18 protein-coding genes are annotated in these 24,356 nt (G+C 69.2%); 10 read left to right on the top strand and 8 right to left on the bottom strand.

The window, feature by feature from the left end; all coding sequences use genetic code 11:
• Positions 1-8 precede the first annotated feature (8 nt).
• Both kdgD and ALI22I_RS42795 read right to left on the bottom strand, forming a co-directional pair.
• Entirely contained in the window at positions 9-923 is a 915-nt protein-coding gene (kdgD, locus tag ALI22I_RS42800) for a 5-dehydro-4-deoxyglucarate dehydratase (protein WP_143532734.1), read from the bottom strand.
• Positions 924-1,056: 133 nt separating this feature from the next.
• Complete coding sequence (locus ALI22I_RS42795) at positions 1,057-1,950, bottom strand: LysR substrate-binding domain-containing protein (protein WP_077011332.1); 894 nt, start codon at positions 1,948-1,950, stop codon at positions 1,057-1,059.
• A gap of 153 nt (positions 1,951-2,103) precedes the next feature.
• Between ALI22I_RS42795 and ALI22I_RS42790 the strand changes: the two genes are divergently transcribed.
• The 4 genes from ALI22I_RS42790 (at position 2,104) to ALI22I_RS42775 (ending at position 6,503) form a co-directional block, all read left to right on the top strand.
• Positions 2,104-3,117, top strand: a complete 1,014-nt coding sequence (locus ALI22I_RS42790; RefSeq protein WP_077011331.1) for a Bug family tripartite tricarboxylate transporter substrate binding protein — start codon at positions 2,104-2,106, stop codon at positions 3,115-3,117.
• The gene (locus ALI22I_RS42785) at positions 3,114-3,665 is read left to right on the top strand and encodes a tripartite tricarboxylate transporter TctB family protein (RefSeq protein ID WP_077011330.1); all 552 of its coding nucleotides are present in this window, start codon (positions 3,114-3,116) and stop codon (positions 3,663-3,665) included. Before ALI22I_RS42790 ends, ALI22I_RS42785 begins: the two co-directional genes overlap by 4 nt.
• An 8-nt stretch (positions 3,666-3,673) precedes the next feature.
• Positions 3,674-5,173, top strand: coding sequence for a tripartite tricarboxylate transporter permease (locus ALI22I_RS42780; protein WP_077011329.1), 1,500 nt, complete (start codon positions 3,674-3,676; stop codon positions 5,171-5,173).
• Positions 5,174-5,492: 319 nt separating this feature from the next.
• Entirely contained in the window at positions 5,493-6,503 is a 1,011-nt protein-coding gene (locus tag ALI22I_RS42775) for a threonine ammonia-lyase (RefSeq protein WP_238598848.1), read from the top strand.
• A gap of 89 nt (positions 6,504-6,592) precedes the next feature.
• Here the strand turns inward: ALI22I_RS42775 and ALI22I_RS42770 are convergent, their stop codons facing one another.
• From ALI22I_RS42770 to ALI22I_RS42760, 3 genes are all read right to left on the bottom strand, one after another.
• Positions 6,593-8,983: an ATP-binding cassette domain-containing protein gene (locus ALI22I_RS42770; RefSeq protein WP_077011327.1), complete on the bottom strand. Its 2,391-nt coding sequence runs from the start codon at positions 8,981-8,983 to the stop codon at positions 6,593-6,595.
• Positions 8,984-9,076: 93 nt separating this feature from the next.
• Positions 9,077-9,487 carry a VOC family protein gene (locus ALI22I_RS42765; RefSeq protein ID WP_077011326.1) on the bottom strand — a complete coding sequence of 137 codons (411 nt, stop codon included), beginning with the start codon at positions 9,485-9,487 and terminating at the stop codon, positions 9,077-9,079.
• A 5-nt stretch (positions 9,488-9,492) separates the two neighbouring features.
• On the bottom strand, positions 9,493-9,942 hold the full coding sequence (locus ALI22I_RS42760) for a helix-turn-helix transcriptional regulator (RefSeq protein WP_077011325.1): 450 nt from the start codon (positions 9,940-9,942) through the stop codon (positions 9,493-9,495).
• 114 nt (positions 9,943-10,056) lie between these two features.
• Here ALI22I_RS42760 and ALI22I_RS42755 point away from each other — a divergent pair, with 114 nt between their 5' ends.
• On the top strand, positions 10,057-10,938 hold the full coding sequence (locus tag ALI22I_RS42755; RefSeq protein WP_077011324.1) for an alpha/beta fold hydrolase: 882 nt from the start codon (positions 10,057-10,059) through the stop codon (positions 10,936-10,938).
• 95 nt (positions 10,939-11,033) lie between these two features.
• A complete protein-coding gene (locus ALI22I_RS42750) occupies positions 11,034-11,531 on the top strand; it encodes a hypothetical protein (protein ID WP_143532733.1) in 498 nt (165 codons plus the stop codon).
• A 92-nt stretch (positions 11,532-11,623) separates the two neighbouring features.
• On the opposite strand, the gene ALI22I_RS42745 is transcribed toward ALI22I_RS42750, so the two are convergent.
• Positions 11,624-13,225, bottom strand: a complete 1,602-nt coding sequence (locus ALI22I_RS42745) for a glycoside hydrolase family 43 protein (RefSeq protein WP_202971187.1) — start codon at positions 13,223-13,225, stop codon at positions 11,624-11,626.
• 32 nt (positions 13,226-13,257) lie between these two features.
• Positions 13,258-17,823 (bottom strand): carbohydrate binding domain-containing protein, encoded by a 4,566-nt coding sequence (locus ALI22I_RS42740; RefSeq protein WP_143532732.1) that lies wholly within the window; start codon positions 17,821-17,823, stop codon positions 13,258-13,260.
• Between the two features lie 75 nt (positions 17,824-17,898).
• On the opposite strand from ALI22I_RS42740, the gene ALI22I_RS42735 reads away from it, so the two are divergent.
• The gene (locus tag ALI22I_RS42735; RefSeq protein WP_077011321.1) at positions 17,899-18,639 is read left to right on the top strand and encodes an alpha/beta fold hydrolase; all 741 of its coding nucleotides are present in this window, start codon (positions 17,899-17,901) and stop codon (positions 18,637-18,639) included.
• A gap of 68 nt (positions 18,640-18,707) precedes the next feature.
• Here the strand turns inward: ALI22I_RS42735 and ALI22I_RS42730 are convergent, their stop codons facing one another.
• Entirely contained in the window at positions 18,708-20,039 is a 1,332-nt protein-coding gene (locus ALI22I_RS42730) for an ABC transporter substrate-binding protein (RefSeq protein ID WP_077011320.1), read from the bottom strand.
• Positions 20,040-20,258: 219 nt separating this feature from the next.
• Between ALI22I_RS42730 and ALI22I_RS42725 the strand changes: the two genes are divergently transcribed.
• Genes ALI22I_RS42725 through ALI22I_RS42715 form a run of 3 tightly spaced genes read left to right on the top strand, consistent with a single transcriptional unit; the run spans position 20,259 to position 24,315 of the window.
• Positions 20,259-21,233, top strand: coding sequence for a carbohydrate ABC transporter permease (locus tag ALI22I_RS42725; RefSeq protein ID WP_083752433.1), 975 nt, complete (start codon positions 20,259-20,261; stop codon positions 21,231-21,233).
• Positions 21,230-22,198, top strand: a complete 969-nt coding sequence (locus ALI22I_RS42720) for a carbohydrate ABC transporter permease (protein WP_077011319.1) — start codon at positions 21,230-21,232, stop codon at positions 22,196-22,198. The genes ALI22I_RS42725 and ALI22I_RS42720 overlap by 4 nt, the downstream gene beginning before the upstream one ends.
• The gene (locus tag ALI22I_RS42715; protein WP_143532731.1) at positions 22,195-24,315 is read left to right on the top strand and encodes a glycoside hydrolase family 36 protein; all 2,121 of its coding nucleotides are present in this window, start codon (positions 22,195-22,197) and stop codon (positions 24,313-24,315) included. The genes ALI22I_RS42720 and ALI22I_RS42715 overlap by 4 nt, the downstream gene beginning before the upstream one ends.
• Positions 24,316-24,356 lie beyond the last annotated feature (41 nt).

Below are 24,356 nucleotides of genomic sequence, written 5' to 3'. Positions count from 1 at the left end.
AGGCGAGGTCAGGCGATCTTCCGGACGAGGGCCGCCAGCTCGGCGATCTCGTCCTCGGTCAGGTCGCTCAACGGTGGCCGCACCCGGCCGCCGTCCCGGCCGACGGCGGTCAGACCGGCCTTCACGATCGACACCGCGTAGCCGCGGACGCGGTCGCGGATGTCCAGGTAGGGGATGACGAAATCGGTCAGCATCCGGTAGACGGCGGGCCGGTCCTGGGCGCGCACGGCGGCGTAGAACCGCAGCGCGAACTCGGGCAGGAAGTTGAACAGCGCCGAGGAGTACGTGTTCACGCCGAGTTGCAGCAGCGGCAGGGCGAACGTCTCCGCGGTCGGCAGGCCGCCGATGTAGATCAGCCGGTCGCCGACCCTGGCGTAGGTGCGGGTCATCTGCTCGATGTCGCCGACGCCGTCCTTGAGCCCGATGAGGTTGGGGTTGCGGTCGGCGATCTCGGCGACGGTCGCGTCGGTGAGCACGGCGTTGGCCCGGCTGTAGACGATCACGCCGAGGTCGGTGGCCCGGCACACCGCACTGACGTGCTCGACCAGGCCGCGCTGGCTCGCCTCGGTCAGGTAGGGCGGGAACAGCAGGACGCCCGAGGCGCCGGCGTCCTGGGCGGCTCGCGCCTGTGCCGCCGAGACGACGGTGGCGCCGGTGGCCGGAGCGACGACCGGGACACGGCCGCCCACCTCGTCGACGGCGGCGCGAACCACCCGGTCCACCTCCTCCGGGGTCATCGAGAAGCCCTCGCCGGTGCCGCCCGCGGCGAACAGTCCGGCCACGTCGAAGCCCGCCTGCCAGGCCAGGTGCTCCCGGTACCGGGCCTCGTCGAACCGGAGATCGGCGTCGAAGTGGGTGACCGGGAAGGAGAGCAGCCCTGACCCGAGTCGGTCGGCTAGAGCGTCTGGCGGCATCGGCGTCACGGGTTGATGTCCTCGTTCCAGCGGTGGCGTCCCGCGTTCGGAGTAGCGGCGGGACGGCGGTCGGAGTCACGGTATGAACCAGGAGCGACGCTTGTCCAAGAGTTGTTTCGCATTGCTCAATACCCGGAGTGCATCACTCGAACGGCGTGCGGCCCTCCAGCGCGGTCAACGTCCGCCACAACGCCGGGTTCGCCGACGCGTTGAGCCACAGCAGGTGCAGCTCCACCGGCTTGGCCACCGCGGTCTCCAGCCGGACGAACTCCACGCCGTCGATGCGCAGCCGGGCCGCGGACTCCGGCACGAACGCCAGACCCCGCCCGGCCGCGACCAGCCACAGCATCGTGAGCACCTGGCTCACCGTGTGCACGATGTTCTCGTGCGCGATCGGCACGGTCCCCGCGACCAGGTCGTAGAAGTACCGCGCCTTGGTGGGGGAGTGCATGATGACCGGCTCGCGGGCCACGTCGGCACCCGTCACGGCGCGACCCGGCCGCAACAGGGAGTGGCCGGTCGGCGCGGCGACGAGCAGCCGTTCCCGGTGCAGCAGCCGGGAGCCGAACGTCGCGTCGTCGAACGGCGGACGTGCCAACCCGAGGTCGATCTCCTCGTTCACCAGCCCGGCGACCTGCTCGCGGGTCACCATCTCGGCCAGCTCCACGTCGACGTCCGGCAGTTGCTCGGCGATTTCGTCGAGCACCCGGCCGAGAATCCCGTAGGTGGCCGCCGCGGTGAAACCGACCCGCACCACGCCGGTCGAACCGGACGACACCCGCCGTGCCAGCTCGGGTGCGGTCTCGGCCAGCGACAACAGCCGTCTGGCCTCGACCAGGAACACCTCGCCGGCCGTCGTGAGGGTGACCCGTCGGTTGTCCCGGACCAGCAGTTGCGCGTCCACCGCCCGTTCCAGCTTCTGGATCTGTCTGCTCAGCGGCGGTTGCGTCATCGCCAGCCGGGCGGCGGCACGGCTGAAGTGCAACTCCTCCGCGACGGCCACGAATCCGCGCAGCTGCTCCAGCGTAAACGTCATGCTGAAAAGGTATCAATCTATGCCCTTTTGGAATTTGGGCCGTCGGGAAAAGGGCTCCTAGGCTCCGCTCGTTCGCCGACCTATGAATTCGTTCACCGCAACCGGCGCGGCCGAACGGCCGTTTCTCGGACCGTTTTCTGAGGGGAGACCGACATGACCAGGAACAACGGTGTTCAACGGTGGGTCGCGACCGGCCTGGCGCTGGGCCTGGCCCTCACGACCACCGCGTGCGGCGGCAACCTGGGCAGCGGCTCGGACGCCGGCGCGGAGGACTTCCCCGGAGGGGATCCGATCACGATCTACGTCGGCGCGGACCCCGGTGGCAGCACCGACCTCATCGCCCGCGCCCTCGCCGACGGCGCCGCCGACGACCTGGGCGTCGCGGTCACCGTGGAGAACAAGCCGGGCGCCAACGGCACCCTGGCCGCCCGCGAACTCGGCGGCGAGAAGCCGAACGGGCACACCCTGATGGTCTTCAACGGCAGCCTCGCCTACATCACGCCACTGGCCGTCCCGGAGGACGAGGCCGTCGACATCGGCGACTACGAGATCATCACCGGCGTCTCCCAGGACGACTACGTCCTGGTGACCGCGCCGTCGTCCGGCCTGGCCACCATCGACGCCCTGAAGAACGCCGGCCGGCCCATCACCTACGGCACCACCGGCGTGGGCACCGGCAGCCAGCTGGCGCAGGCCCTGCTGTTCGGCCAGGCGGGCGTCCAGGCCACGGCCGTGCCGTTCGACGGCGGTGCGCCGACGCTGACCGCCGTGCTCGGCGGCCAGGTCGACGTCGGCGCCATCCAGCTCGGCGAGGCCGTCGAGCAGATCGAGGCCGGTCAGCTCACGCCGATCGTCACCTTCGCCGAGAAGCGCCCGTCCTACCTGCCGGACACCCCCACCGTGGTGGAGGCCGGCTTCGACGTCGCGGTGCAGCAGTCGCGGGCGGTCTTCGCGCCCAAGGGCACGCCGCAACCGGTCCTCGACCGGCTGCGCACGTCGTTCCAGAAGGTCTTCGGGTCGGACACCTACAAGAAGTTCAACCAGGACAACCAACTCACCCCGAACGAGATCGACGGCGCACAGCTGCGCGACCAGTGGTCCGCCAACCTGGCCACCTACCGCAAGGTGGCCGAGCAGTACGGCATCGACCTGGGCAGCGAGAAGTGACCGCTCACGGCGGCTCGGGCGACGAGCCCTCGACGGAACCCGCCCGGGAGACGAGCCTCGCCGACGCGCTGCACGAAGTCGAGGCCGAAGTGCAGGAGTACCGACCCCCGGCCGCAGGGCCTACGGGTAACGCCGTCGTCGCGGTTGTCGTGCTGCTGCTCGGGATTGCCGCGCTGATCGGCTCGTGGTCGCTGGGTGTGGGCAGCGCGCGCGTCCCCGATTCGGGCACGTGGCCCTTGCTGGTGGCCGTCGTGCTCGTCGGCCTCGGGGTCGCGCTGCTCGTGACGGTGAAGAAGACGAGCGACGCCGAACGGTTCTCCCGCACCAGCTGGCTGGTGGCGGCCGGTCTCGCCACCATGGTCGTGTTCGTCCTGGTCATCGAGCACATCGGCTTCGAGATCCCGGCGGCCCTGCTCGCCTTCGTGTGGCTGCGCTTCCTGGGACGTGAGAGCTGGCGCGTATCCGTCGTGGTCAGCATCGGCGTGGTGGTCGTGTTCTACGCCGTCTTCGTGGGGGCCCTCTCCGTTCCCATCCCGCACCTGTTCTAGGAGGGCCCGTGGACCTGTCCCCAGTCCTGGACGGCTTCGGTGTCGTGCTGGAGCCGACCAACCTGCTGTACTGCCTGATCGGTGTCGTCGTCGGCATGCTGATCGGCGTGCTGCCGGGGCTCGGCCCGGCGGCCACCATCGCCATCCTGCTGCCGGTCACGATCGGCATCGAGCCGGTGAGCTCGATCATCATGCTGGCCGGCATCTTCTACGGCGCCCAGTACGGCGGCACCATCACGTCGGTCCTCCTGCGGCTGCCCGGTGAGGCGTCCTCGGTCGTCACCGTGTTCGACGGCCACGCGCTGGCCCGTCAAGGTCGGGCCGGCACGGCCCTCGGCATCGCCGCCATCGGCTCGTTCATCGGCGGCACGGTCTCCATCGTCGCCCTGTCGCTGCTCGCGCCGCTGGTGGCCGGGTTCGCCCTCGACTTCGGGCCGCCGGAGTACACGGCCCTGGCGATGCTGGGCATCCTGCTGGTCTCCACCGTCAGCAGCGGTCACCGGCTCAAGGCCCTGGCTGCCGCGTGCATCGGTCTGCTGCTGGCCACCGTCGGCCGTGACGGGTTCACCGGCGCCGAGCGCTTCACGTTCGACAACCTCTCGCTGGCCGACGGCCTGGACTTCGTGCCGATCGCGATGGGGCTGTTCGGCCTCGGCGAGATCCTCTACAACCTGGAGGAACGGCACCGCGCGACGCAGACGCCGGTGACCGTCGCCAACGTCTGGCCCTCGAAGGCCGACCTGCGGCAGTCCTCGGGCGCCATCGGACGCGGGTCCGTGCTCGGGTTCGTCCTCGGCATCCTCCCCGGCGGCGGCGCCACGCTGTCCTCACTGGCCGCGTACGCGTGGGAGAAGCGCCGCGCCAAGGACCCCGAACGCTTCGGCAAGGGCGCGGTCGAGGGCGTCGCCGCCCCGGAGACCGCCAACAACGCCGCCGCGACCTCGTCGTTCATCCCCTTGCTGACCTTGGGTATCCCGGCCAACGCGACTATGGCCGTCATCTTCGGAGCGCTGCTCATCCAGGGCGTGAGCCCCGGCCCGCAGTTGGTCACCCAGGAACCGGAACTGTTCTGGGGCGTGGTCAACTCCATGTACATCGGCAACATCCTGTTGCTGATCATGAGCATCCCGCTGGTCGGCCTGTTCGTGAAGATCCTGCGGGTCCGGGCGACGGTCCTCGCGCCCATCACCGTGCTGATCACCCTGGTCGGCGTCTACACCGTCAACAACGACGTCTTCGACATCGTCCTGGTGATCGTCTTCGGCGCGGTCGGCTACCTGATGAAGAAGCTCGGCTTCGACCCCGGCCCGCTGGTGCTGGCCTTCGTGCTCGGCTCGCTGCTGGAGGACTCGCTGCGGCGCTCGCTGCTCATCTTCGACGGCGACCCGACCGGCTTCTTCACCCGCCCGATATCGGGCGTCCTGCTCGCCACGTTCGTCCTGGTGATCGTCGTGCCACCCGTTCGTGCCGCGATCAGGCGCCGCCGCACCCACAAGGAACTCGTCTGACCGTCCATTGCGGACGTCGAGGCCCTGCCCACGAAGGTGTGTCGGCAGGGCCTCGACGGGGCATGTGGTCGGTGTGGTGTTCACCAGGTGAGGGGGAGGGTGGCGATACCCGGTGCTACTGGGCCGACCAGCCGGACCTCGGCCGGTGAGCCGTTCGGATGACGTGAGTGGGCATTCGGGGGGCGGGTCCACCACGCTGAACATTCCGGCCGACCTGAAGGAGAAGTGGCTGGCCGCCGGCGTCTGCCCGGCGAACAGGGCCGCGAACGGCTGATCCGAAGCGCACCACCGGCCTGTAGCCCTTCCCACCAAGGGGTCCATGGCGTTGACCGTCAAGGAAGCACCGGTGGGTGTATATGGTCTCGGAGTGCTCAAGACGCGGCTTGATCTCGATCGGATCCACGCGGCCCGCCACGTGATCGACCCCGTGTTCCTGAATACTCCGATGTACCGGTGCGACGCACTGGGAAGCCGGCTCGGCTGCACGGTGAGCATCAAACTGGAAACGGCGAACCCGGTCCGCAGCTTCAAGGCCCGTGGTACCGAGCTCGTGGCGAGCCTGCTGACCGAGCAGGGCCGCACCGCCGTGGTGTGCGCCAGCGCGGGCAACCTCGGCCAGGCGCTGGCTTGGTCAGGCCGCCGCCGTGGCCTCGACGTGACGGTGGTGGCATCGCGGCGGGCACCTGTCGCCAAGCTGGATCGGATCCGTGCGCTGGGTGCGGAGTTGCAACTGGTGGACGGCGACATCGAAATGGCCCGCGAACGGGCGGCGGGCATCGCGCGACAGCGCGGCATCCGGCTGGTCGAGGACAGTCTGGACGTCGAGACCTGTGAGGGCGCCGCGACGATCGGCCTCGAATTGGCGGACGAGGGGTCCACGTTCGACGCCGTCCTGATCGCCCTGGGCGGCGGCGCGATGGCCACCGGCGTGGGCCACGTCCTGAAGACCCTGGCACCCGGAGTCGAAGTGATCTGCGTGCAGCCCACGGGTGCACCGGCGATGACCCGCTCCTGGCACGAGCGCCGCGTCGTCACCACCGAGTCGACCGACACCATCGCCGACGGCGTCGCAGGCCGGTTCCCCATCCCGGAAGTCCTGGACGACCTGCTCACGGTGGCCGACGACGCCGTCCTCGTCCACGAGTCGTCGATCATCGCGGGTATGCGGATGCTCCTGGAGCACACGGGCCTGATCGTCGAGCCATCAGCCGCCCTCGGCGTCGCCGCCGTCCTGGAAGACCGTGACCGTTTCGCCGGCCGTCACGTCGTCACCGTCATCTGCGGCAGCAACGTCGACCTGGATGCTCATCACCGTTGGGTTCATCGGTGATCCGCGCCGATGCACTCGACGCGCAGAGCCGCCGCGAGGGCAAGGAGCCCGACGGCGGGCGTTAGCGGGCCCCGACGCGACGGCTCCGGTCAGGTGCCGACGTAGGCCGCCAGGTGCTCGCCGGTGAGGGTGGAACGGGCGGCGACGAGGTCGGCGGGGGTGCCCTCGAACACGATCCGGCCGCCGTCGTGGCCGGCGCCGGGGCCGAGGTCGATGATCCAGTCGGCGTGCGCCATGACCGCCTGGTGGTGCTCGATGACGATGACCGACTTGCCGGACTCGACGAGCCGGTCGAGCAGGCCCAGCAGCTGTTCGACGTCGGCCAGGTGCAGGCCGGTGGTCGGCTCGTCGAGGATGTAGACGCCGCCCTTGTCGGCCATGTGGGTGGCCAGCTTGAGCCGCTGCCGCTCGCCGCCGGACAGCGTGGTGAGCGGCTGGCCGAGGCTGAGGTAGCCGAGGCCGACGTCGGCGAGCCGGCCGAGGATGGCGTGCGCGGCCGGCGTGCGCGCCTCGCCGGCGCCGAAGAACTCCTCCGCCTCGGTCACCGACATCGCGAGCACCTCGCTGATGTCGCGGCCGCCGAGGTGGTACTCCAGCACCGATGCGTCGAACCGCTTGCCCTCGCACTCCTCGCAGGTGGTGGCGACGCCGGCCATCATCCCCAGGTCGGTGTAGATGACGCCGGCGCCGTTGCAGTTGGGGCAGGCGCCCTCGGAGTTGGCGCTGAACAGCGCCGGCTTCACGCCGTTGGCCTTCGCGAACGCCTTGCGGATCGGGTCGAGCAGTCCGGTGTACGTCGCCGGGTTGCTGCGCCGCGAGCCGCGGATGGGCGCCTGGTCGACCGACACCACGCCGCCGGAGGCGGGGACGGAGCCGTGGAGCAGCGAGCTCTTGCCGGACCCGGCGACGCCGGTGACGACGCACAGCACGCCGAGCGGGATGTCGACGTCGACGTCCTGGAGGTTGTGCGTCGTCGCGCCGCGGATCTCCAGCGTGCCGGTGGGCGTCCGCACGGTCTCCTTGAGGGAGGCGCGGTCGTCGAAGTGGCGGCCGGTGATGGTGCCGCTGGCCCGCAGCCCCTCGACGGTGCCCTCGAAGCAGACGGTGCCGCCCGCCGTGCCGGCGCCGGGGCCCAGGTCGACGACGTGGTCGGCGATCACGATCGTCTCCGGCTTGTGCTCCACGACGAGCACCGTGTTGCCCTTGTCCCGCAACCGCAGCAGCAGGTTGTTCATCCGCTGGATGTCGTGGGGGTGCAGGCCGATGGTGGGCTCGTCGAAGACGTAGGTGACGTCGGTGAGCGCCGACCCGAGGTGGCGGATCATCTTGACGCGCTGCGCCTCGCCGCCCGACAGCGTGCCCGACGGCCGGTCGAGCGAGAGGTAGCCCAACCCGATCTCCACGAACGAGTCGAGCGTGTGCGCCAGCGCGGCGAGCAACGGCGCGACCGACGGCTCGTCCAGGCCGCGGACCCATTCGGCGAGGTCGCTGATCTGCATCGCGCAGGCGTCCGCGATGTTGATCCCCTCGATCTTCGAGGACCGGGCCGGCGCGGCGAGCCGGGTGCCGTCGCAGTCGGGGCAGGTGGTGAACGTCGTCGCCCGCTCCACGAAGGCGCGGATGTGCGGTTGCAGCGCGTCGATGTCCTTGGACAGGAACGACTTCTGCACCGAGGGGATCAGCCCCGCGTAGGTGAGGTTGATGCCGTCGACCTTGATCTTGGTCGGTTCCTTGTGCAGGAGGTCGTGCAGCTCCTTCTTGGTGAACTTGCGGATCGGCTTGTCCGGGTCGAAGAAGCCGCAGCCCTTGAAGATGCGGCCGTACCAGCCGTCCATGCTGTAGCCGGGGATGGTGACGGCACCCTCGTTGAGCGACTTGCTCTCGTCGTAGAGCTGGGTGAGGTCGATGTCGGAGACCTTGCCGCGGCCTTCGCAGCGCGGACACATGCCGCCGGTGATGGTGAAGCTGCGCCGTTCCTTCACGGTCTTCCCGGCGCGCTCCAGCTTGACCGCGCCCGCTCCGCTGATCGAGGCGACGTTGAAGGAGAACGCCTGGGGCGAGCCGATGTGCGGCTGCCCGAGCCGGCTGAACAGGATGCGCAGCATCGCGTTGGCGTCGGTGGCGGTGCCGACCGTGGAGCGTGGGTCGGCGCCCATCCGCTGCTGGTCGACGATGATCGCCGTGGTCAGCCCTTCGAGCACGTCCACCTCGGGCCGCGCCAGCGTCGGCATGAAACCCTGCACGAAGGCGCTGTAGGTCTCGTTGATCATCCGCTGTGACTCCGCGGCGATCGTGCCGAACACCAGCGAGCTCTTGCCCGAGCCGGAGACACCGGTGAACACCGTCAGCCGGCGCTTCGGGAGCTCGACGCTGATGTCCTTGAGGTTGTTCACGCGCGCGCCCTGCACGCGGATCAGGTCGTGGCGGTCGGCGACGTGCGGCGCGGGCGCCTGCGTGTTCTTCCTCGTGGCCGTGCTCATCGTGTCTCCATCTGTCACGCGGGGCGCGGGCGCGGGGTGGCACCCATCGGTCGTGGTGCGGTCCGTGCGGTTACGGCTGCGACCGGGGACTGCTCAGGCCAGTTCCTGGATGCGGATCAGGTTGCCCGAGGGGTCGCGGAAGGCGCAGTCGCGGACGCCGTACGGCTGGTCGGTCGGCTCCTGGACGACCTCGGCGCCGTTGGCCACCAGCTTCGCGAAGGTGTCGTCGAGGTCGGCGGTGGCCAGGTTGACGCCGAAGTAGCTGCCCTTGGCCATCAGTTCCAGGATGGTGCGGCGCTCGTCGTCGGTGATACCGGGGTTGGCGCCCGGCGGGTGCAGGACGATGGACGTGTCGGGCTGGCCGGCCGGGCCGACCGTGATCCAGCGCATGTCCTTGTAGCCGACGTCGTTGCGGACCTCGAAGCCGAGGGTGTCGCGGTAGAAGGCCAGGGCGGCGTCCGGGTCGGTGTGCGGGAGGAAGCTCGAATGAATGGTGATGTCCATGGCGATCAGGCTAGGTGCGCCCCCGGGACCGGCGCTTCTCGATTCCTGATCGGTCGGGTGACCTGCTTGGCGACGCACGGCAGCATCCCCGCCGTCGCGCGCGCGGCCTCGTCCCGGTAGACGCTGGGCGGCACACCGACCAGCTCGGTGAAGCGGGTGCTGAAGGTGCCCAGCGAGGAGCAGCCGACCGCGAAACAGACCTCGGTGACGCTGAGGTCGCCACGGCGCAGCATCGCCATCGCGCGCTCGATGCGCCGCGTCATCAGGTAGCCGTACGGCGACTCTCCGTAGGCGAGCTTGAACTGGCGGCTGAGGTGCCCGGCCGACATGTGCGCGCCGCGGGCGAGCGCCTCGACGTCCAGCGGCTGCGCGTACTCACGGTCGATCCGGTCACGCACGCGACGCAACCGTGCGAGGTCGCTCAGGCGCTGCGCCTCGTCGGGTTTGCTGGTCACCTCCGCGATCGTGCCACAAACGGTTGTGGGGAGCAGGACAAATGCCCCATTCGACCCGGTTGGACACGCCCTTTACCGGTCGAGCCGGGACCGGTCCCGCCGTAGGTTTGGTCCATGGACTTCGAGGAGATCGTCATCCGGACCGATCGGCTCGACTTTCCCGCGCTCGCCGTGGGGGACGGGCCGGTCGTGGTGTGCTGGCACGGGTTTCCCGACCACCCGGCCACGTTCGGGCCGCTGGCCGAGCACCTGGTGGCGGCGGGTCGTCGGGTGGTGGCGCCGTTCCTGCGCGGACACCACCCCGCCACCGTGGACCGGATGCCCTACGCCGACGGCCTCACGCTGGCCGCCGACGCCGCCGCGGTCGCCCAGGCGCTGTCCCCGGACGGCGGCGTCGACATGATCGGGCACGACATCGGCGCGGGCATGGTGGGCCGGGTGGCGGCGGCGTGGCCGGAGCGGTTGCGTCGCGGGGTCACGATGGCCGTGCCGCCGCCGAAGACGTTGCCCGCGGCGCTTCGTGATCCGGCGCAGCAGCAACGGTTCTTCTACATGTGGCTGTTCCAGGTGCCCGGTGTGGCGGAGGCCGTGCTGGAGACCGACCGGAGCCTGATCGACTACCTGTGGGACACCTGGTCGCCCGGCCTCGACCCCGGTGAGCACCGGGCACGGGTGCACGAGCTGTACGGTGATCCCGCGGTGCTGCGCAACGTGTTGCGGATCTACCGCGGCAACTTCGACCGGACGCTGCACGACCCCGAACTCGCGCCGGTGGCCGCCCGGAGCGAAGTGCCCGCGACGATTCCACTGCTCGTGCTCGGCGGCGCGGACGACGGTTGCGTCGCTCCGGAGCACTTCGCCGACGCCGAAACCGGCCTCGCCCCCGGCTCCTCGGTGCGAATCCTCCCCGGCGCGGGCCACTTCATGCACCTCGACCGACCCGACGAGGTCGCCAGGCTCGTACTGGACTGGATCCATCCTGCGTCGTATTCGTGAACGCGCGTTTCCGGCCAATCGGCTTACAGCCAAAGTCCGGCGGTGCCTGCGAAGGTAAGCGCGACACTGGCTCTCGTCGACAGGGGAGTACCCGTATGACTTCGATGAACAAGGTGCGCCGACGCCTGACCGGACTCTTCACCATCACGCTCGCCATGCTCTTCACTGCCGCACTGGTGGCCGCTCCCGCGCACGCGACTTACGGTCCTCCGCAGCCCGTCGACCTCAACCTGCGCGGCACGTCGTCAACCGGCCTCATCACCCCGGTGGGTCGATTAGTGGGGTCGGTGCAGTTCGACGACGGCAACTCGTACTACCGGCTGGACGCGATCGCGTGCCGTCAGTCGAGTTACGTGGAGCCGACCATCAAGATCGACGTCAACGGTGCCCTCCACCAGTGGTTCTCCAGCTCGGACGGGATTCGGCGGCCGGAGGTCTGCGGCGGCCACGGCATGTCCGGGGCGGTCAACGTGGAGTTCGCCTACAGCGGGATCATCTACAACATCAAGGTCACCTACGAAGGCCTCTACTTCGAGGGCTCGACCGCCAAGCCGATCTCCAAGAGCAGGACTTACGACAACCCGTTCAACTGATGTCCGCGACGCCGAGGTGTGGTTTCACGCACCTCGGCGTCGTTTTGCGCAACTTTTCGGAACAAATCCGGCCGGTGTTTTCCGGACAACGATCAGGCGGGTAGTTCGCGGTGGTCGAAGTAGGAGAAGTCGGCGGGCAGGGTTCCGGTTACCGGGTCGTGTGCGGCCAAACCGACGAACGCGCCGGTGAAGCGCAGGGAGTTGCCGTAGTCGTCGGACAGGACGCTGGCGTCCAGCTCCTGACCGACGTCCGTCCAGTCCGTGCCGTTGTGGGACACGGCGAAGCGGAGCCGATCGCGGTCGATGGTGGCGCGCAGGTGGGTCAGGGCGCCGAGAGCGGGCCGGATGCGGGTGTCGTGTTCGGCGTAGACGCCGAGGTCCGACACGGCCAGCACGACGAACGGGCCGTCGTCTCCGGTCGTGACGCCGAGGAAGAAGTGCGTGCCGGTGTCGTACCAGCACACCAGCCCGGCTTGCTGACCCGGGTATTCGGGGCGGATCTGCACGGCGGTGGTCACCACCGTGCGGTCATGGGCGAGGCGTTGCGCGATCAGGCTTTGCCCGAAGTGGGCGTGCAGGCTGTACCGGCCGCGCAACCGCAACCAGCCGGGGCGTTCGGTCAGGCTCAACCAGCGCTCGCTCACCGGTTGGCGCAACGAGTTCCACTCGTCGGACAGTCGATCGGTGTCGAACTCGTCCCGCGACGGACGCGACCACGACGGTCCGGACACAGCCGGTTCGGACGAAGCCGGCACCACGACGGTCTCCCGTGGCCAGTGGTCGCCGTGGGCGAGTCGTGGCCAGCCCTCGGCGGTCCACTCCAGCCGTTGCAGGCAGGTCTCGCGGCCGAGCATGCACCGGCGTTCGCCGTCCACGGTCAGCGGACGGCTCGCCAGGTGCACCAGGTACCACTCGCCGGTCCCGGTCTCGACCAACTCACCGTGACCGGCCTTCTGCAACGAGAGGTCCTCGCGGTCCCGCGAGGTGAGCAGCGGGCCGTGCGGGTCGGGTTCGTACGGGCCCGCGATGTCCCGGGACCGCACCACGCTGATCCCGTGGTTCCAGCCCGTGCCACCCTCGGCCAGCATCAGGTAGTACCACCCGTCCCGGCGGTACAGGTTGGGCCCTTCGATCAGCTCGTCGTGGGTGTGGATCAGCCTGCGCGCACCGACGAGCCCGCGGGCGGGGTCGATCTCGTGGAGCACGATGCCCGCGAAGCTCGGCCGGTCCGGCCGGTGGTCCCAGGTCATGTTGACCAGCCAGTGCCTGCCGTCCTCGTCGTGGAAGATCGACGGGTCGAACCCGCCGGACCCGAGGTGCAGCGGCGCCGTCCACGGGCCGTCGATCGACGGCGCCGTGACCAGGAGGACGTCCAGGTCCTTGAACGGGCCCACCCTGGTGCACACCACGGCGTACACCAGCCAGAACCGCCCGTCGTGGTAGCTCAGCGACGGCGCCCAGATCCCACCGGAGTCCGGCACGCCGCGCAGGTCGAGCGCGCCGGGATCGGCGAGCGCGTACCCGGCGGGCCGCCACTGCGCGAGGTCGGTGGAGTGGTGGAGCCGGATGCCGGGGAACCACTCGAACGTGCTGTTGGCGATGTAGTAATCCGGGCCCACGCGCACGATCGACGGGTCGGGGTGGAAACCCCGCAAGATCGGATTGCGCACTTCCACGCCCGACGGACCGGACACCGACTCCACCTCTCCACACACGATGAGACTGCTCAGTCCACGGGTTCCACGCGGACGTCGTCCACGCGGAACCCGCCGGCGGAACCGCGGAACCCGAAGTCGAGGGACACGTTGTCCACGACCGGGTTGGCGTCCGCCCGATAGGTGCGTTCGAAGTACTTCCACTGACCCGGTGCCGTGTCGCCGGCGGGCAGCCAGTTCCGCTGCTCCACGCCGATCTGCGCGCCGCCGTCACGGGACGACACGAAGAGGTACGCACCGACGGTACGTCCCGGCACGTAGTTGGTCAGCTGGTACCAGTACGACACCTTGTACGTCTTGCCCGGCGTCACCGAGATGGGTGACGTGCCCTGCTTGCGGTTGTGGAACGACATGTTGAACGAGCCGTTGCCGCTGGTGTCCGTGCTGGCGTAGTACAACGACCGGGTGCCCGTGCGGCCCTGGTCGGACGCGATCACCCTGGTGTACGGGCCGGTGCCCGCCGCCTGCCACACGTCGGACTCGTTCGCCTCGAAGCTGTGCCGGTGGACGGCCACCAGCAGCCGGTACGCGTCGTAGATGCGCTTGATCAACGCGGCCTCGTCGGCACCCGGTTCCGTGCTCGCCTGCTCGGCCCCGTCCACCTCGGCCCGGAACGCCGTGAAACTGGTCGCGGTGTAGTCCTCGGCGGGCACCGCCTTGGCCTTCGCCAGCACGGTCGGGAACGGATCGGCGGTGATCGTCACGGCGTCGCTGACGGTAGTGGACCCGTCGAGTCGCCGCGCGACGACCTTGTAGTGCATGGCACCGCCGTAGATCGTGTCCTCGTAGGACAACGCCCAGCGGTTGTCGACGACCTTCTCCCAGCCGGAACCCGGGTCGGTGGCGGCCACCGCCGCGTCACGGGTGCGGTAGAGGTCGAACGCGATCACGTCCTGCGGCCTGGTCCAGGACACGGTTCCGGTCCGGTCGCCGAACCGGCCGGACGCCAGCACCGTGCCGGAGGGCAGGGCGGTGACCGCCACGTCACCGAACCTGGCCGGCTGCGTCGTGGCCACACCGGCGTGCACGACGTCCACCATCGGGACGTTGGCGGTGGCCACCTGCTCCCACCGCTGCCCGTCCTGGGACACCAGCGCGGTGATCTGGTGGCTGTCGGCGAGGCGGATCAGCTTGACGAAGGACGCCTGGTGGCTCTTCAGGTCCACCACGAACGGGCTGCGGGTGATGCCACCGGTGGCGTTCAGGCCCGCGGTGCCCGTGCCGATGTCGGTGCGCGTGTCGAGCGTGCGGTACTTGAACGACAGCGCGCCGGTGGCGTCCACGCCGAGGTAGGCGTACCGGCCGACCGCGTCGACGCTGTCGCGCAGGATCACGCCACCCGCGCCGTCCAGCTTCGCTGAGACGACCGTGCTGCCCTGGGCGAGCCTGCTGACCGTGACCAGCGAGTCGGCGTGGAAGCGGTCGTAGATGACGGTGTCGTCGCCGGCGCCGAAGCCGGTGCCGGACACGCCGTTCACCGCGATGGTGGAACCGTCCACGGAGGACGACCCGGTGGTCGCGTCGCCGATCACGTCGTCCCGCCACGGCCCGCTGCGCAGACCTGCGGTGTGGGCTTGCGTGACGACCGCCTTGATCGCGTTCGACGGACGTCCGAGACCCTGGCCGTTCACCGCGGTGACCCGGTAGAAGAAGGTGCCGGCCGACGGGGTCCGGTCGATGTGCGACGTGGTCTTCACGCCGTGCGCGACCGGGTAGAACGGTCCGGCCTCGCGAGCCGACCGGCTGATCGTGTACGAGGTGGCGCCGGCGGCCGGGTGCCAGGCCAGACCCACCGCGTTCGAGCCCGGCGTGGCCACCACGACGTCCACGGTCGACGGCGCGGACGGCTTGACCTCCTCGGTGCCCAGGTCCAACACCACGGCGGTTGACGGCGGCACCGCCACCACACCGGCGATGACCGGGAGACGCCTGCCGGTCACGAGGTCCGTGACCGAGTCCCTCGGGCCACCCGCGGGCACCCGCACGTGGTGAGCCTTGGCGTTGCCGTGTTCGAGGCGGGTGCCGTTCACGGCCATGAGGTACTTGCCGTAACGGGCGGTCAGCAGGTCCGGGTAGCCGGAGTACGGGGTGTCGGGCATCCAGTTGTCGCGGACGACCGTGCCGACGCCCGGCTGGTACGCGATCGGCGCGAGTTCACCGGTCATGGCCAGCGGACGGTCCGGCGCGGAGTACCGGTCGTAGAGCATCGGGTCTTCCACCGCGTTCGCGCGCAGCGTGTAGTCCTGGTACGCCAGCACGCCCTGGGTCTGGAGCTGCACGAGCTGGTCGTGGTCGCCGTGCTGGGCGTGCAGTCTGCCGCTGCCGAGATAGCCGCGGTTGCGCTCGAAGAGGCTGCCGAACAGGTGGGTGTCGCCGTCACGGACGGAGACGTACATGTTGTCGATGTCCACCCACGCGAACGGCTTCTCGGCGGCATCGCGCTCGATGCCGAGCTTGGCCAGCTCCTCGTCGGTGTACCGGGCCGGGTCGGTGTGCGGCAGCACGACACCCGCGGCGGTCTTGCCGCCGAGCACGGCGTACTCCGCGCGCTTGCCGGTGATGTACTCGTAGGTCTTCGGCAGCCGCAGGTCGTACTTGTGGTTCGCCAGCACGTAGTTGAAGTACGGGAAGTACTGGTTGTCGACCAGTTGCTGCTGCGCGAACCCGACCGCCTCGCGGGCGTAGCCCCAGAACGGCGTCCACTCCGGTCCGGCGTACTTGTCCGCGTTGTCGGCCATGAACTGCTCCAAGGCGGCGAACATCAGGCCACGGCCGGAGTTGACGTCCGACGCGTACGCGACACGGCCGGGGTAACCGGAGTTGCGCTCGTCGATCACCTGCTGCATGAGCATCACGCGGTTGCCGTCGGCGTCCGTGCTCTGGTAGCGGGTGTGGCCGCGGGCGTGGACGTTGCGCAGCGCCAGCTTGAGGATCTCGTTGTTGAGCTCTTCGTCGCCGGCGTGGTCGAGGGTGCGGAAGAACCACGAGGTCACGTAGTTCGTGGACTCGCCGTAGTTGCCGACGTAGGTGTTCTCGCGGGTCTGGCCGTCACGGGTGAGGCCGGTGTAGTGCTTGCCGTACGGCAGCCGCCGCACCACGTTGCCCTCGGCGTCCAGCTTGCTCTTGGCCACCCCGCGCATGACGACGTTCAGGTAGTCGTTGCTGTACATCGCGTTGCGGTCGTGCTGGAACAACGAGTGGTAGAGGTCCAGTTCCTCGCCGTTCGGGCCGACGAGCACCTCCTCACCCAGGAACGGGCGCGAGCCCAGCGACTCGCCCACGATCGCGTGGCTGCGCGGCTTGCCCTCGAAGAACCCGGACCCGATTACGCGCAGGCCTTCGTGGGCCTTCCACGCGCCCTCGTAGGTGTACATGACCTGGTTGTAGATGTAGGACAACCGGGACCGCGCGAAGTCGAAGTTGGCCTTGAGGACGCGTTCCCACGCCTCGCCCCGGGTGAGCGCGCCGCCGCTCCAGTCGACCCCGGCCATGCTGTTCGGTCCGTCGGCGGTGCCGGTCTCGAAGGGCTGCCCCAGGAACTCGGTGAACCGCTGCGCGCCGTAGACCTGGTCGTCGGCGATGAGGTTCTCCACGATGTAGAGCGCTTCTCCGAGCGCCGAGTAGTAGCCGCCCCAGTCGGACTGGTGGCCGCCGTCGCCGAGGCTGCGCACGTTGCCGTAGTACTGCTTGGTGAAGTTGTCGATCGACTTGAAGACGCGGTCCAGCGCCAGCTTCTTGTCCGCCGGTGTCCGGGCGGGCGACCAGTCGGTCAGCAGGACTTCGGTGTAGAACCGCAGTTCGTCCTGGTAGCGGCTGATGTTGAGGGTGGCGCCGGGACTCGCGTCCGATTTCGCGCTGAGCCGGTTGAACAGGGCGACCTGTTCGATCCGCAGGCCGTCGATCCGGGTCTTCTCCTCGTCGGCGGTCAACGCCGGGGCGGCCTTGGTGGACGGCTGGTAGCCGGTGTCGTCCTCGTCGGTCAGGTCGACCTTGGCGCCGGTGTGCACGAGCGCCTGGTAGTACTTGCGGGACCGCTCGGTGGCGGTGGAGGTCAAGCTCGGGTGGTAGGTGCGCAGGATCAGCTCGACCCGGTCGCGTCCTTGCGTCGAGGAGAGCGGCAGCATGGCCGTGTTGACGAAGAACCGGCCTTCCAGACCCTTGCCGGTGCCGACGTTGATCGGCTCGTAGTCGCCCTGCTGGCGGTAGGTGGTCTGCGCGCCGTTGACGAACAACACGGTCTTGTAGGTGGAGACGTCCTCGCCCCAGAACTTCAGACTGAGGTAGTTCTGCGCGGCCGGATCGACCTTGACCGCGAGTCTGAGGTCACCGAGGTGGCTTCTGGGCGGGGACAACGGCTCGGCCACGCGCGCCTTCAGGCCGTTGGCGCCGTCGACCACGGTGGTCGAGTCGCCGGAGAAGTCGTGCGCGCGTTCGGATTCCGCGTCGCCGAACGTGACCGTGTCGACGGTGCCGCCGGCGGCTGCCGCGGCGGCTGTTGTCGTGGCCGGCAGGAGCGCGGCTATGAGTGTGAGGGTGACCGCGGTCACCGATGCCGGGAGTCGGACGTATCGCATCATCGCGAGTGCCACCCTCTGTGCGCAGTGTAGAAAGCGGTTTCTATGAAACTAGTGGTGAGGTAGGGAACAGGCAAGATGGAAGTACAGCAAGCGATTGTGCTCGTGCACGGCTGGGGCGCGTCCGCTGCCGCTTGGGACGCGTACCTGCCGTTGCTCGCCGATCGGTACGCGGTCGTCCCGGACCTCCCCGGTCACGGCGTCACGCCGGGATGTCCTGGGGGCACCGGTATTCCGGGCATTGTGGACGGTCTGGCCGCCGTGATCGCCGCGTCGGCCGGAACGCCCGCGGTCGTCGTCGGCCATTCGATGGGCGGGCAGATCGCGGTGCGGCTCGCCGTCGACCACCCCGAACTGGTCCGCGCCGTGGCCGTGATCGATCCCGCCTACGGGGCCGACGACGACGAGCTGGCCGGGTGTGCCGACCGGCTGGCCGACCTCGAACGACGGGGGAGCGAGGCGGGAGCTGAGTTCGTGGACGCCGCGTTCGGCGGTGGGAGTGGTGATTCCGCGCTCTGGCGTGATGCCCGCCGCCAGGTGCTGGCGACCGATGGCACCGTGCTGGCCCGGCTGTACCGGTCGATGTACCTGGACGACGGTGCGATCGGTGGTCGACCGGCCGCCGCGGAGTGCCTGTCCCGGCTGCCGGTGCCGCTGCTCAGCCTGTACTCCACGCGGTACGCCGCCCACTGGGCGCAGTCGCTGCCGTTGCCGCCGGGTTCACGCGTGGTGATCTGGCCGGGGCTGAGCCACTACCTGCACCAGCAGCGACCGGTCGAGTTCTGCGACCTGTTGGTGGACTGGCTTTCCACGGTCTGAACGATCTTGTGCCTGACCGGGGGACGGCCCCTGGCGCTACGTGGGTGCCAGGGACCGTCCCCGTGGCGTCACTCGACTACGGTGATACCGCTCTGCCGCAGGTCGTCCACGATCCACTTCTGCATCTCGGGCGCGATGTCGGCGACCTTGATCTGCTTGTCGACCGCCTTGCCCCACAGGTCGGCCAGGTGCTCGAACGCGGGCTGGGAGTTCGGCCCGTACTGCCAGTCGCCCTTCTGCGTCTTGACCGCGTCGGTGACGACCGACTGCCACTTGTCCGCGTGCGCGCCGATGAGCTGGACGGGCTTGGAGATGTCGGTGTACGGCGCCGGGTCGGCCACCGCCGGGAACCAGGACGAGCCCTTCTCCGGGTCGGCGATCAGGCTGATCGCGGTCTTGTCGGTGGACGCCCAGTGGGCGAACTCCACCGCGGCGGCCGGGTTCGCGCACTTGGTGTTGACCGAGTACACCCGGGTGAACGACACGTTGGCCGGCTCCTCGCCCGCGAACTTGACGTTCGGCGCGGGCTCCCACTGGCCGAGGCCGGTGGTCAGGTTCTTCTGCATGCTCTTGGTCTGCCAGGTGGACAGCTGGCGGGCCGCGATGTTGCCCGCGTTGTACTGCTGCATCATCGCCGCGAACTCGGCGTAGGAGATCTTCTCGACCAGGTCGTTGTCGATGAGCTGCTGGAGCACGTCCGCGGCCTGCTTGGTGTCGGCGCTGTCCACGTCGACCTTCCAGCCGTCGCCTTCCAGCTGCCACCACCGGGCGCCCGCCTGCCAGGCCAGGTACACGTAGGTCGTGTAGTCCTCGCCGGCCAGGTTGAAGATCTTCACGCCCTGGGCGTTGAGCTTCTTGCCCGCCTCGATGAACTCCTCCCACGTGGTGGGGTACTGCACGCCGGCCTTCTGGAACACCGCCGCGTTGTAGAGCATGAAGTTGGGGATGTTCGCCGCGGGCAACCCGAACGCGCGGTCACCGGCGCGCGCGGCCTCCCACGCGATGGGCGTGTACTCGGCCTTGTACGGCTCGATGTACTGGCTGATGTCCGCGACGATACCGTCGGAGGCCAGTGAGTTGACCGTCTCGGTGATCGTGTCGAACACGCAGGGACCGCCGCCGGCGGCGTGCGCGTTGCGCAGCGCCTTGTGCAGATCCGGGTTGCCCTGCTGCTGGGTGAACGTGACCGTGATGGGGCCGCCGCGCTTGTTGTACTCGTCGGCGAGGCCCTTCAAGTACTGGTTGCTGCCCCAGAACTCGATGGTGACCGGTTCGCCCGAGTAGGTGCTCGGCGCGGCGGCCTGCTCCGTCTCCCCGGTTGCGCCGCCGCCACAGGCGGCCAGCGAGAGAGTGAGCACCCCGGCCACCGCCGTTGCCCAACGCGTCCTTGCGTTTCGCATCTTTGCTCCTTGCCGACCCGCACGACCGCCAGGAGCAAGGGGTCTCCCGGCAGCAGAAGAAAACGCTTTCTATCCTGAGGCCAGCTTCGGTCACTGTCAACGGTCCTCTCACCAGGTGTGCGAGTCTGCCGCCTGCTCGTTGACCGGATCAGAGCTGGAGTTGTAGCGTCAGCAAACGGTTTCCAAGGGTGGGTTCCGTTCCGCGACCGGAGGTGTCGGATGGTCAACGTTGACACGGCGAGTCGGCCACCGCGCGCGGTGAGGCCGGGCGCCGCGCCGCGCGCTGCGCCCGGCCACCGCACGCGGCGGGTGCACGGCGCTCCCCGCCTGTCGGGCCTGCTGTTCACCGCGCCATTCCTGGTCGGCTTCGCACTGGTCTTCCTGGTCCCGTTCGGTTACGCGCTGTACCAGAGCGGTTTCATCGAGCGGAAGTCCGGCTCCGGCTTCGGCCGTGCGGTCACGGAGTTCGTCGGGTTCGAGAACTACGTGCGCGGGCTGACCGACCCGGTCTTCTGGCAGGCCACGTTCCGGGTCGTGGTGTTCGCGGTCGTGCAGATCCCGATCATGCTGCTGCTGGCCCTGGTGATGGCCTTGCTGCTGGACGCGGTGACCGGGCGCAAGACCCGGTACTTCCGCCTGGGCCTGCTGATCCCGTACATGATCCCGCTGATGGTCGGCTCGCTGATCTGGCTGTACCTGTACTCGCCGCGGCTGGGCCCGCTCACCGACGCGGGTCGGCAGGTCGGCCTGGAGGTCGACTTCTTCTCCGTCGACCTGCTGTGGTTCTCCATCGGCAACCTGCTGACCTGGGGTCACGTCGGCTTCAACATGCTGATCCTCTACAGCGCGCTGCGCTCGGTGCCGAGGGAGCTGTTCGAGGCCGCGCGCATCGACGGCGCCTCCGAGCTGCGCATCGCACTGTCGATCAAGGTGCCCTACGTGCGCGGCACGCTCGTGCTGACCGGGATGCTGTCGATCATCGGGATGTTGCAGATCTTCGCCGAGCCGACGGTGTTCCGGGTGACCTCACCGGAGACGGTCACCTCGAACTTCACCCCGATCATGATGATCTTCAACCAGGCCTTCAAGGCGGGCAACTACAACTACGCGGCGGCACTGTCGGTGATCCTCGCGATCGTCGTCGGAGCGGCGTCGGCGTTGTTCTACCGCCTCGGGAACAGGACGCAGTCATGACCATTCTCGCTGCCACCGGCAAAGACAGCGATCAGCCGGCCGCGTCCGAGCCCGGACCGGGTGCCGTGCGCAAGCAGCGTCGGGGGCAGGGCGACGAGCCGGCCGTCGGGGTGCAGGTGCCGCGGTCGTCGCGCATCCTGGTGCTGGTCGGGCTGGTGCTGTTCCTGATCTACTCGATCGCCCCGGTGTGGTGGCTGCTGGTGTCCGCCACCAAGAACGAGGCGGACCTGATCAACACCAACGGGTTGTGGTTCGCCGAGTTCAACCTGTTCGACAACCTGCGGCAGATCTTCGCCTACGAGGACGGCATCTTCCTGCGCTGGACGCTGAACTCGCTGCTGTACGCGGGGGTCGGCTCGGTGGTCAACACGGCGCTGGCGCTCGCGGCGGGCTACGGCCTGGCGCGGTTCACGTTCCCCGGCAAGAAGCTGATCCTCGGCCTGGTGATCGGCTCGTTCCTGATCCCGTACGCCATGCTGACCCTGCCGCTGTACCTGCTGTTCTCGAAGCTGGGCATGGTGAACACGGTGTGGGCGGTGCTGATCCCGACGTTCATCTCGCCGTTCAGCGTGTACCTGGCGAAGGTCTACACCGAGGGCGCGATCCCGCCGGAGCTGCTGGAGGCCGCGCGCATCGACGGCGCGGGTGAGGTTCGGATCTTCCTCCAGATCGTGGTGCGCATGGTGGCCACCGGTGGCGCGACGATCTTCCTGCTCTCGTTCGTGGCGTCGTGGAACGGTTTCTTCCTGCCGATGACGATGTTGCAGGGTGCGGAGAACTGGACCATGACGCTGGGCATCTACAACTGGCTGGTGCAGAGCATGACGAACGCCTCGGCCTCGACCGACTTCACCGCGATCGTCATCGCCGGCGCGCTGCTGTCGGTGATCCCGCTGGCCGCGGTGATGCTGGTGATGCAGCGGTTCTGGAAGAGCGGCGTGTCGCTGGGCGCGGTGAAGTCGTGACCGCTGTGGATGGTGTGGAGCACTGGCAATGGGGCACCGACGAGGTCCGCTTGCACTTCGGGCACGGGCCGGGCACGCCGCCGCGGCTGCTCGCCGTCACGCCGGCCGACCGGCCACCCGCCGAGTCGTTCGCGTTGTTCGCGTCCGCGTTGCCGGTGGTGGAGTTGGCGCTGGCCGGTGACGGGCGGCACGGCACGGCGGGGAAGCGGCACGTGGACGGTGCGGCGGCACAGCGGCTTCGGCTGGTGGGCAAGGACTCCTCGGTCGTGGACGGTGTGCACCGGCTGGTGCTGGAGCTGGCTGAGCCGGATGACGGTGTGCGGGTTCTGGTGCACTACGAGATCGCGTCCGGCATCCCGGTCGTCCGGTCGTGGGCGGAGGTCGTGGCGGGTCGTCCGGTCGTGATCGAGTACGTGTCCAGTTTCGTGGTCGCCGGGCTCGGGCACGGGCGGCGTTGGGAATCGGAACTGGTGCTGTGGCGGGCGGCCAACCCGTGGAGCGGCGAGTTCCGGTGGAGCGGCCGGACGTTGGCCGCCGAAGGGCTGTACGACGTCGGGATGGTCGCCTACGACCAGCTCGGGTCGAAGAACCGGATCGCGGCCACCAGCGTCGGCGCGTGGTCGACGTCGGAGATGCTGCCGATGGGCGTGCTGTCCGACGAGCGGTCCGGTGCGATGCTGGCCTGGCAGGTCGAGCACTGCGGCGCGTGGCACTGGGAACTCGGCGACCGGCTGGGCGCGGTGTACCTGGCCGTGTCCGGGCCTTCCGCGGCCGAGCACCAGTGCTCGGTGCCGTTGGGTGCGGGGGAGTCGTTCCGGACGGTGCCGGCGTCGGTCGCGGTCGTCGTCGGTGGCGGGTTGGATGCCGTGGGCGCCGCCCTGACCGCGCACCGCAGGCGGATTCGTCGGCCGCACCCGGACAACGTCGAGTTGCCGGTGGTGTACAACGACTTCCTCAACGCGTTGATGTCGAACCCGACCACCGATCGGGTGTTGCCGCTGGTCGAGGCGGCCGCCGCGTTGGGCGTGGACGGGTACTGCATCGACGCCGGCTGGTACGACGACGAGGACGGCGGCTGGTGGGACTCTGTCGGTGAGTGGTTGCCGTCGTCGCGGCGCTTTCCCGGTGGTGGGCTGAAGGCCGTAATCGACCGAATCCGCTCTGTCGGGCTGCGGCCTGGCCTGTGGCTGGAGCCGGAGGTGGTAGGGCTGCGGAGTCCGCTGGCGTCGTCGCTGCCCGAGGACGCGTTCTTCCAGCGGTCGGGGTCGCGCGTGGTCGAGTGGGGGCGGTACCAGCTCGACCTGCGCCACCCGGCGGCCCGCAAGCACCTCGACGGGGTGGTCGACCGGCTGGTGGCGGACTTCGACCCGGCGTACCTGAAGTTCGACTACAACATCGACATCGGCGCGGGGACCGATCTGGCCGGCAGCGTCGGCCTCGGCCTGCTCGAACACAACCGCGCGCACCTGGAGTGGGTCCGCGACGTGCTGGACCGGCACCCGGGTCTCACCATCGAGGGCTGTGCGGCAGGGGGGAGTCGGACGGACGCGGCGACCGGGGCGTTGTTCCCGATCCAGTCGTTGACCGACCAGCAGGACTTCCGCAGCATGCCGCCCATCGCGGCGGCCGCGCCGTTGGCCATCACCCCGGAGCAGGCCGGTGTGTGGGCGTCGGTGGACGGCACGATGAGCCACGAGGAGCTGGCGTTCTCGCTGATCTCGGGCATGTCGGCGCGCATCCACCTGGCCGGCCGGATCGACACCCTGGACGAGGACCAGCGCGACGTAGTCCGCGCGGCGCTCACCGTCTACCGCAGCCTGCGGCCGTCGATCGTCACCGGTGACCCCGTGTGGCCGCTGGGCCTCCCCGGCTGGCGTGACGACTGGATCGCTCTAGGCACGCGCACTCCGTCCGAACTCCTTCTCGCCGTATGGCGACGCGGCGGCGCACCCGTGACCCGAATCCCGCTACTCCAATGGCTAGGCCCCACCCCCGACATCGAGGTCCTATACCCCTCGTGGGGCGGCGAGACCGCAACCGTCAGCGACAGCGTCCTGGACCTGACGCTGCCCGACGAGACCAGCGCTCGCCTCCTCCGCCTACGCCCCGAACGTTGAACTCACCCGTCCCGAACGTTGGACACGCGCGTTCTGAACGT

The organism is Saccharothrix sp. ALI-22-I (genome assembly GCF_001984175.1).
In the GTDB taxonomy this organism is placed as follows: Bacteria; Actinomycetota; Actinomycetes; order Mycobacteriales; family Pseudonocardiaceae; genus Actinosynnema.
This window is presented reverse-complemented; position numbering and strand designations above follow the sequence as displayed.

What these genes read in the sequence shown, in the direction of transcription:
- ALI22I_RS42730 (WP_077011320.1), bottom strand. Translation starts at nt 20,039, where the DNA reads ATGCGAAACGCAAGGACGCGTTGGGCAACGGCGGTGGCCGGGGTGCTC.
- ALI22I_RS42770 (WP_077011327.1), bottom strand. Translation starts at nt 8,983, where the DNA reads ATGAGCACGGCCACGAGGAAGAACACGCAGGCGCCCGCGCCGCACGTC.
- ALI22I_RS42790 (WP_077011331.1), top strand. Translation starts at nt 2,104, where the DNA reads ATGACCAGGAACAACGGTGTTCAACGGTGGGTCGCGACCGGCCTGGCG.
- ALI22I_RS42765 (WP_077011326.1), bottom strand. Translation starts at nt 9,487, where the DNA reads ATGGACATCACCATTCATTCGAGCTTCCTCCCGCACACCGACCCGGAC.
- ALI22I_RS42795 (WP_077011332.1), bottom strand. Translation starts at nt 1,950, where the DNA reads ATGACGTTTACGCTGGAGCAGCTGCGCGGATTCGTGGCCGTCGCGGAG.
- ALI22I_RS42725 (WP_083752433.1), top strand. Translation starts at nt 20,259, where the DNA reads ATGGTCAACGTTGACACGGCGAGTCGGCCACCGCGCGCGGTGAGGCCG.
- ALI22I_RS42740 (WP_143532732.1), bottom strand. Translation starts at nt 17,823, where the DNA reads ATGATGCGATACGTCCGACTCCCGGCATCGGTGACCGCGGTCACCCTC.
- ALI22I_RS42750 (WP_143532733.1), top strand. Translation starts at nt 11,034, where the DNA reads ATGACTTCGATGAACAAGGTGCGCCGACGCCTGACCGGACTCTTCACC.
- ALI22I_RS42720 (WP_077011319.1), top strand. Translation starts at nt 21,230, where the DNA reads ATGACCATTCTCGCTGCCACCGGCAAAGACAGCGATCAGCCGGCCGCG.
- ALI22I_RS42775 (WP_238598848.1), top strand. Translation starts at nt 5,493, where the DNA reads ATGGCGTTGACCGTCAAGGAAGCACCGGTGGGTGTATATGGTCTCGGA.
- ALI22I_RS42755 (WP_077011324.1), top strand. Translation starts at nt 10,057, where the DNA reads ATGGACTTCGAGGAGATCGTCATCCGGACCGATCGGCTCGACTTTCCC.
- ALI22I_RS42735 (WP_077011321.1), top strand. Translation starts at nt 17,899, where the DNA reads ATGGAAGTACAGCAAGCGATTGTGCTCGTGCACGGCTGGGGCGCGTCC.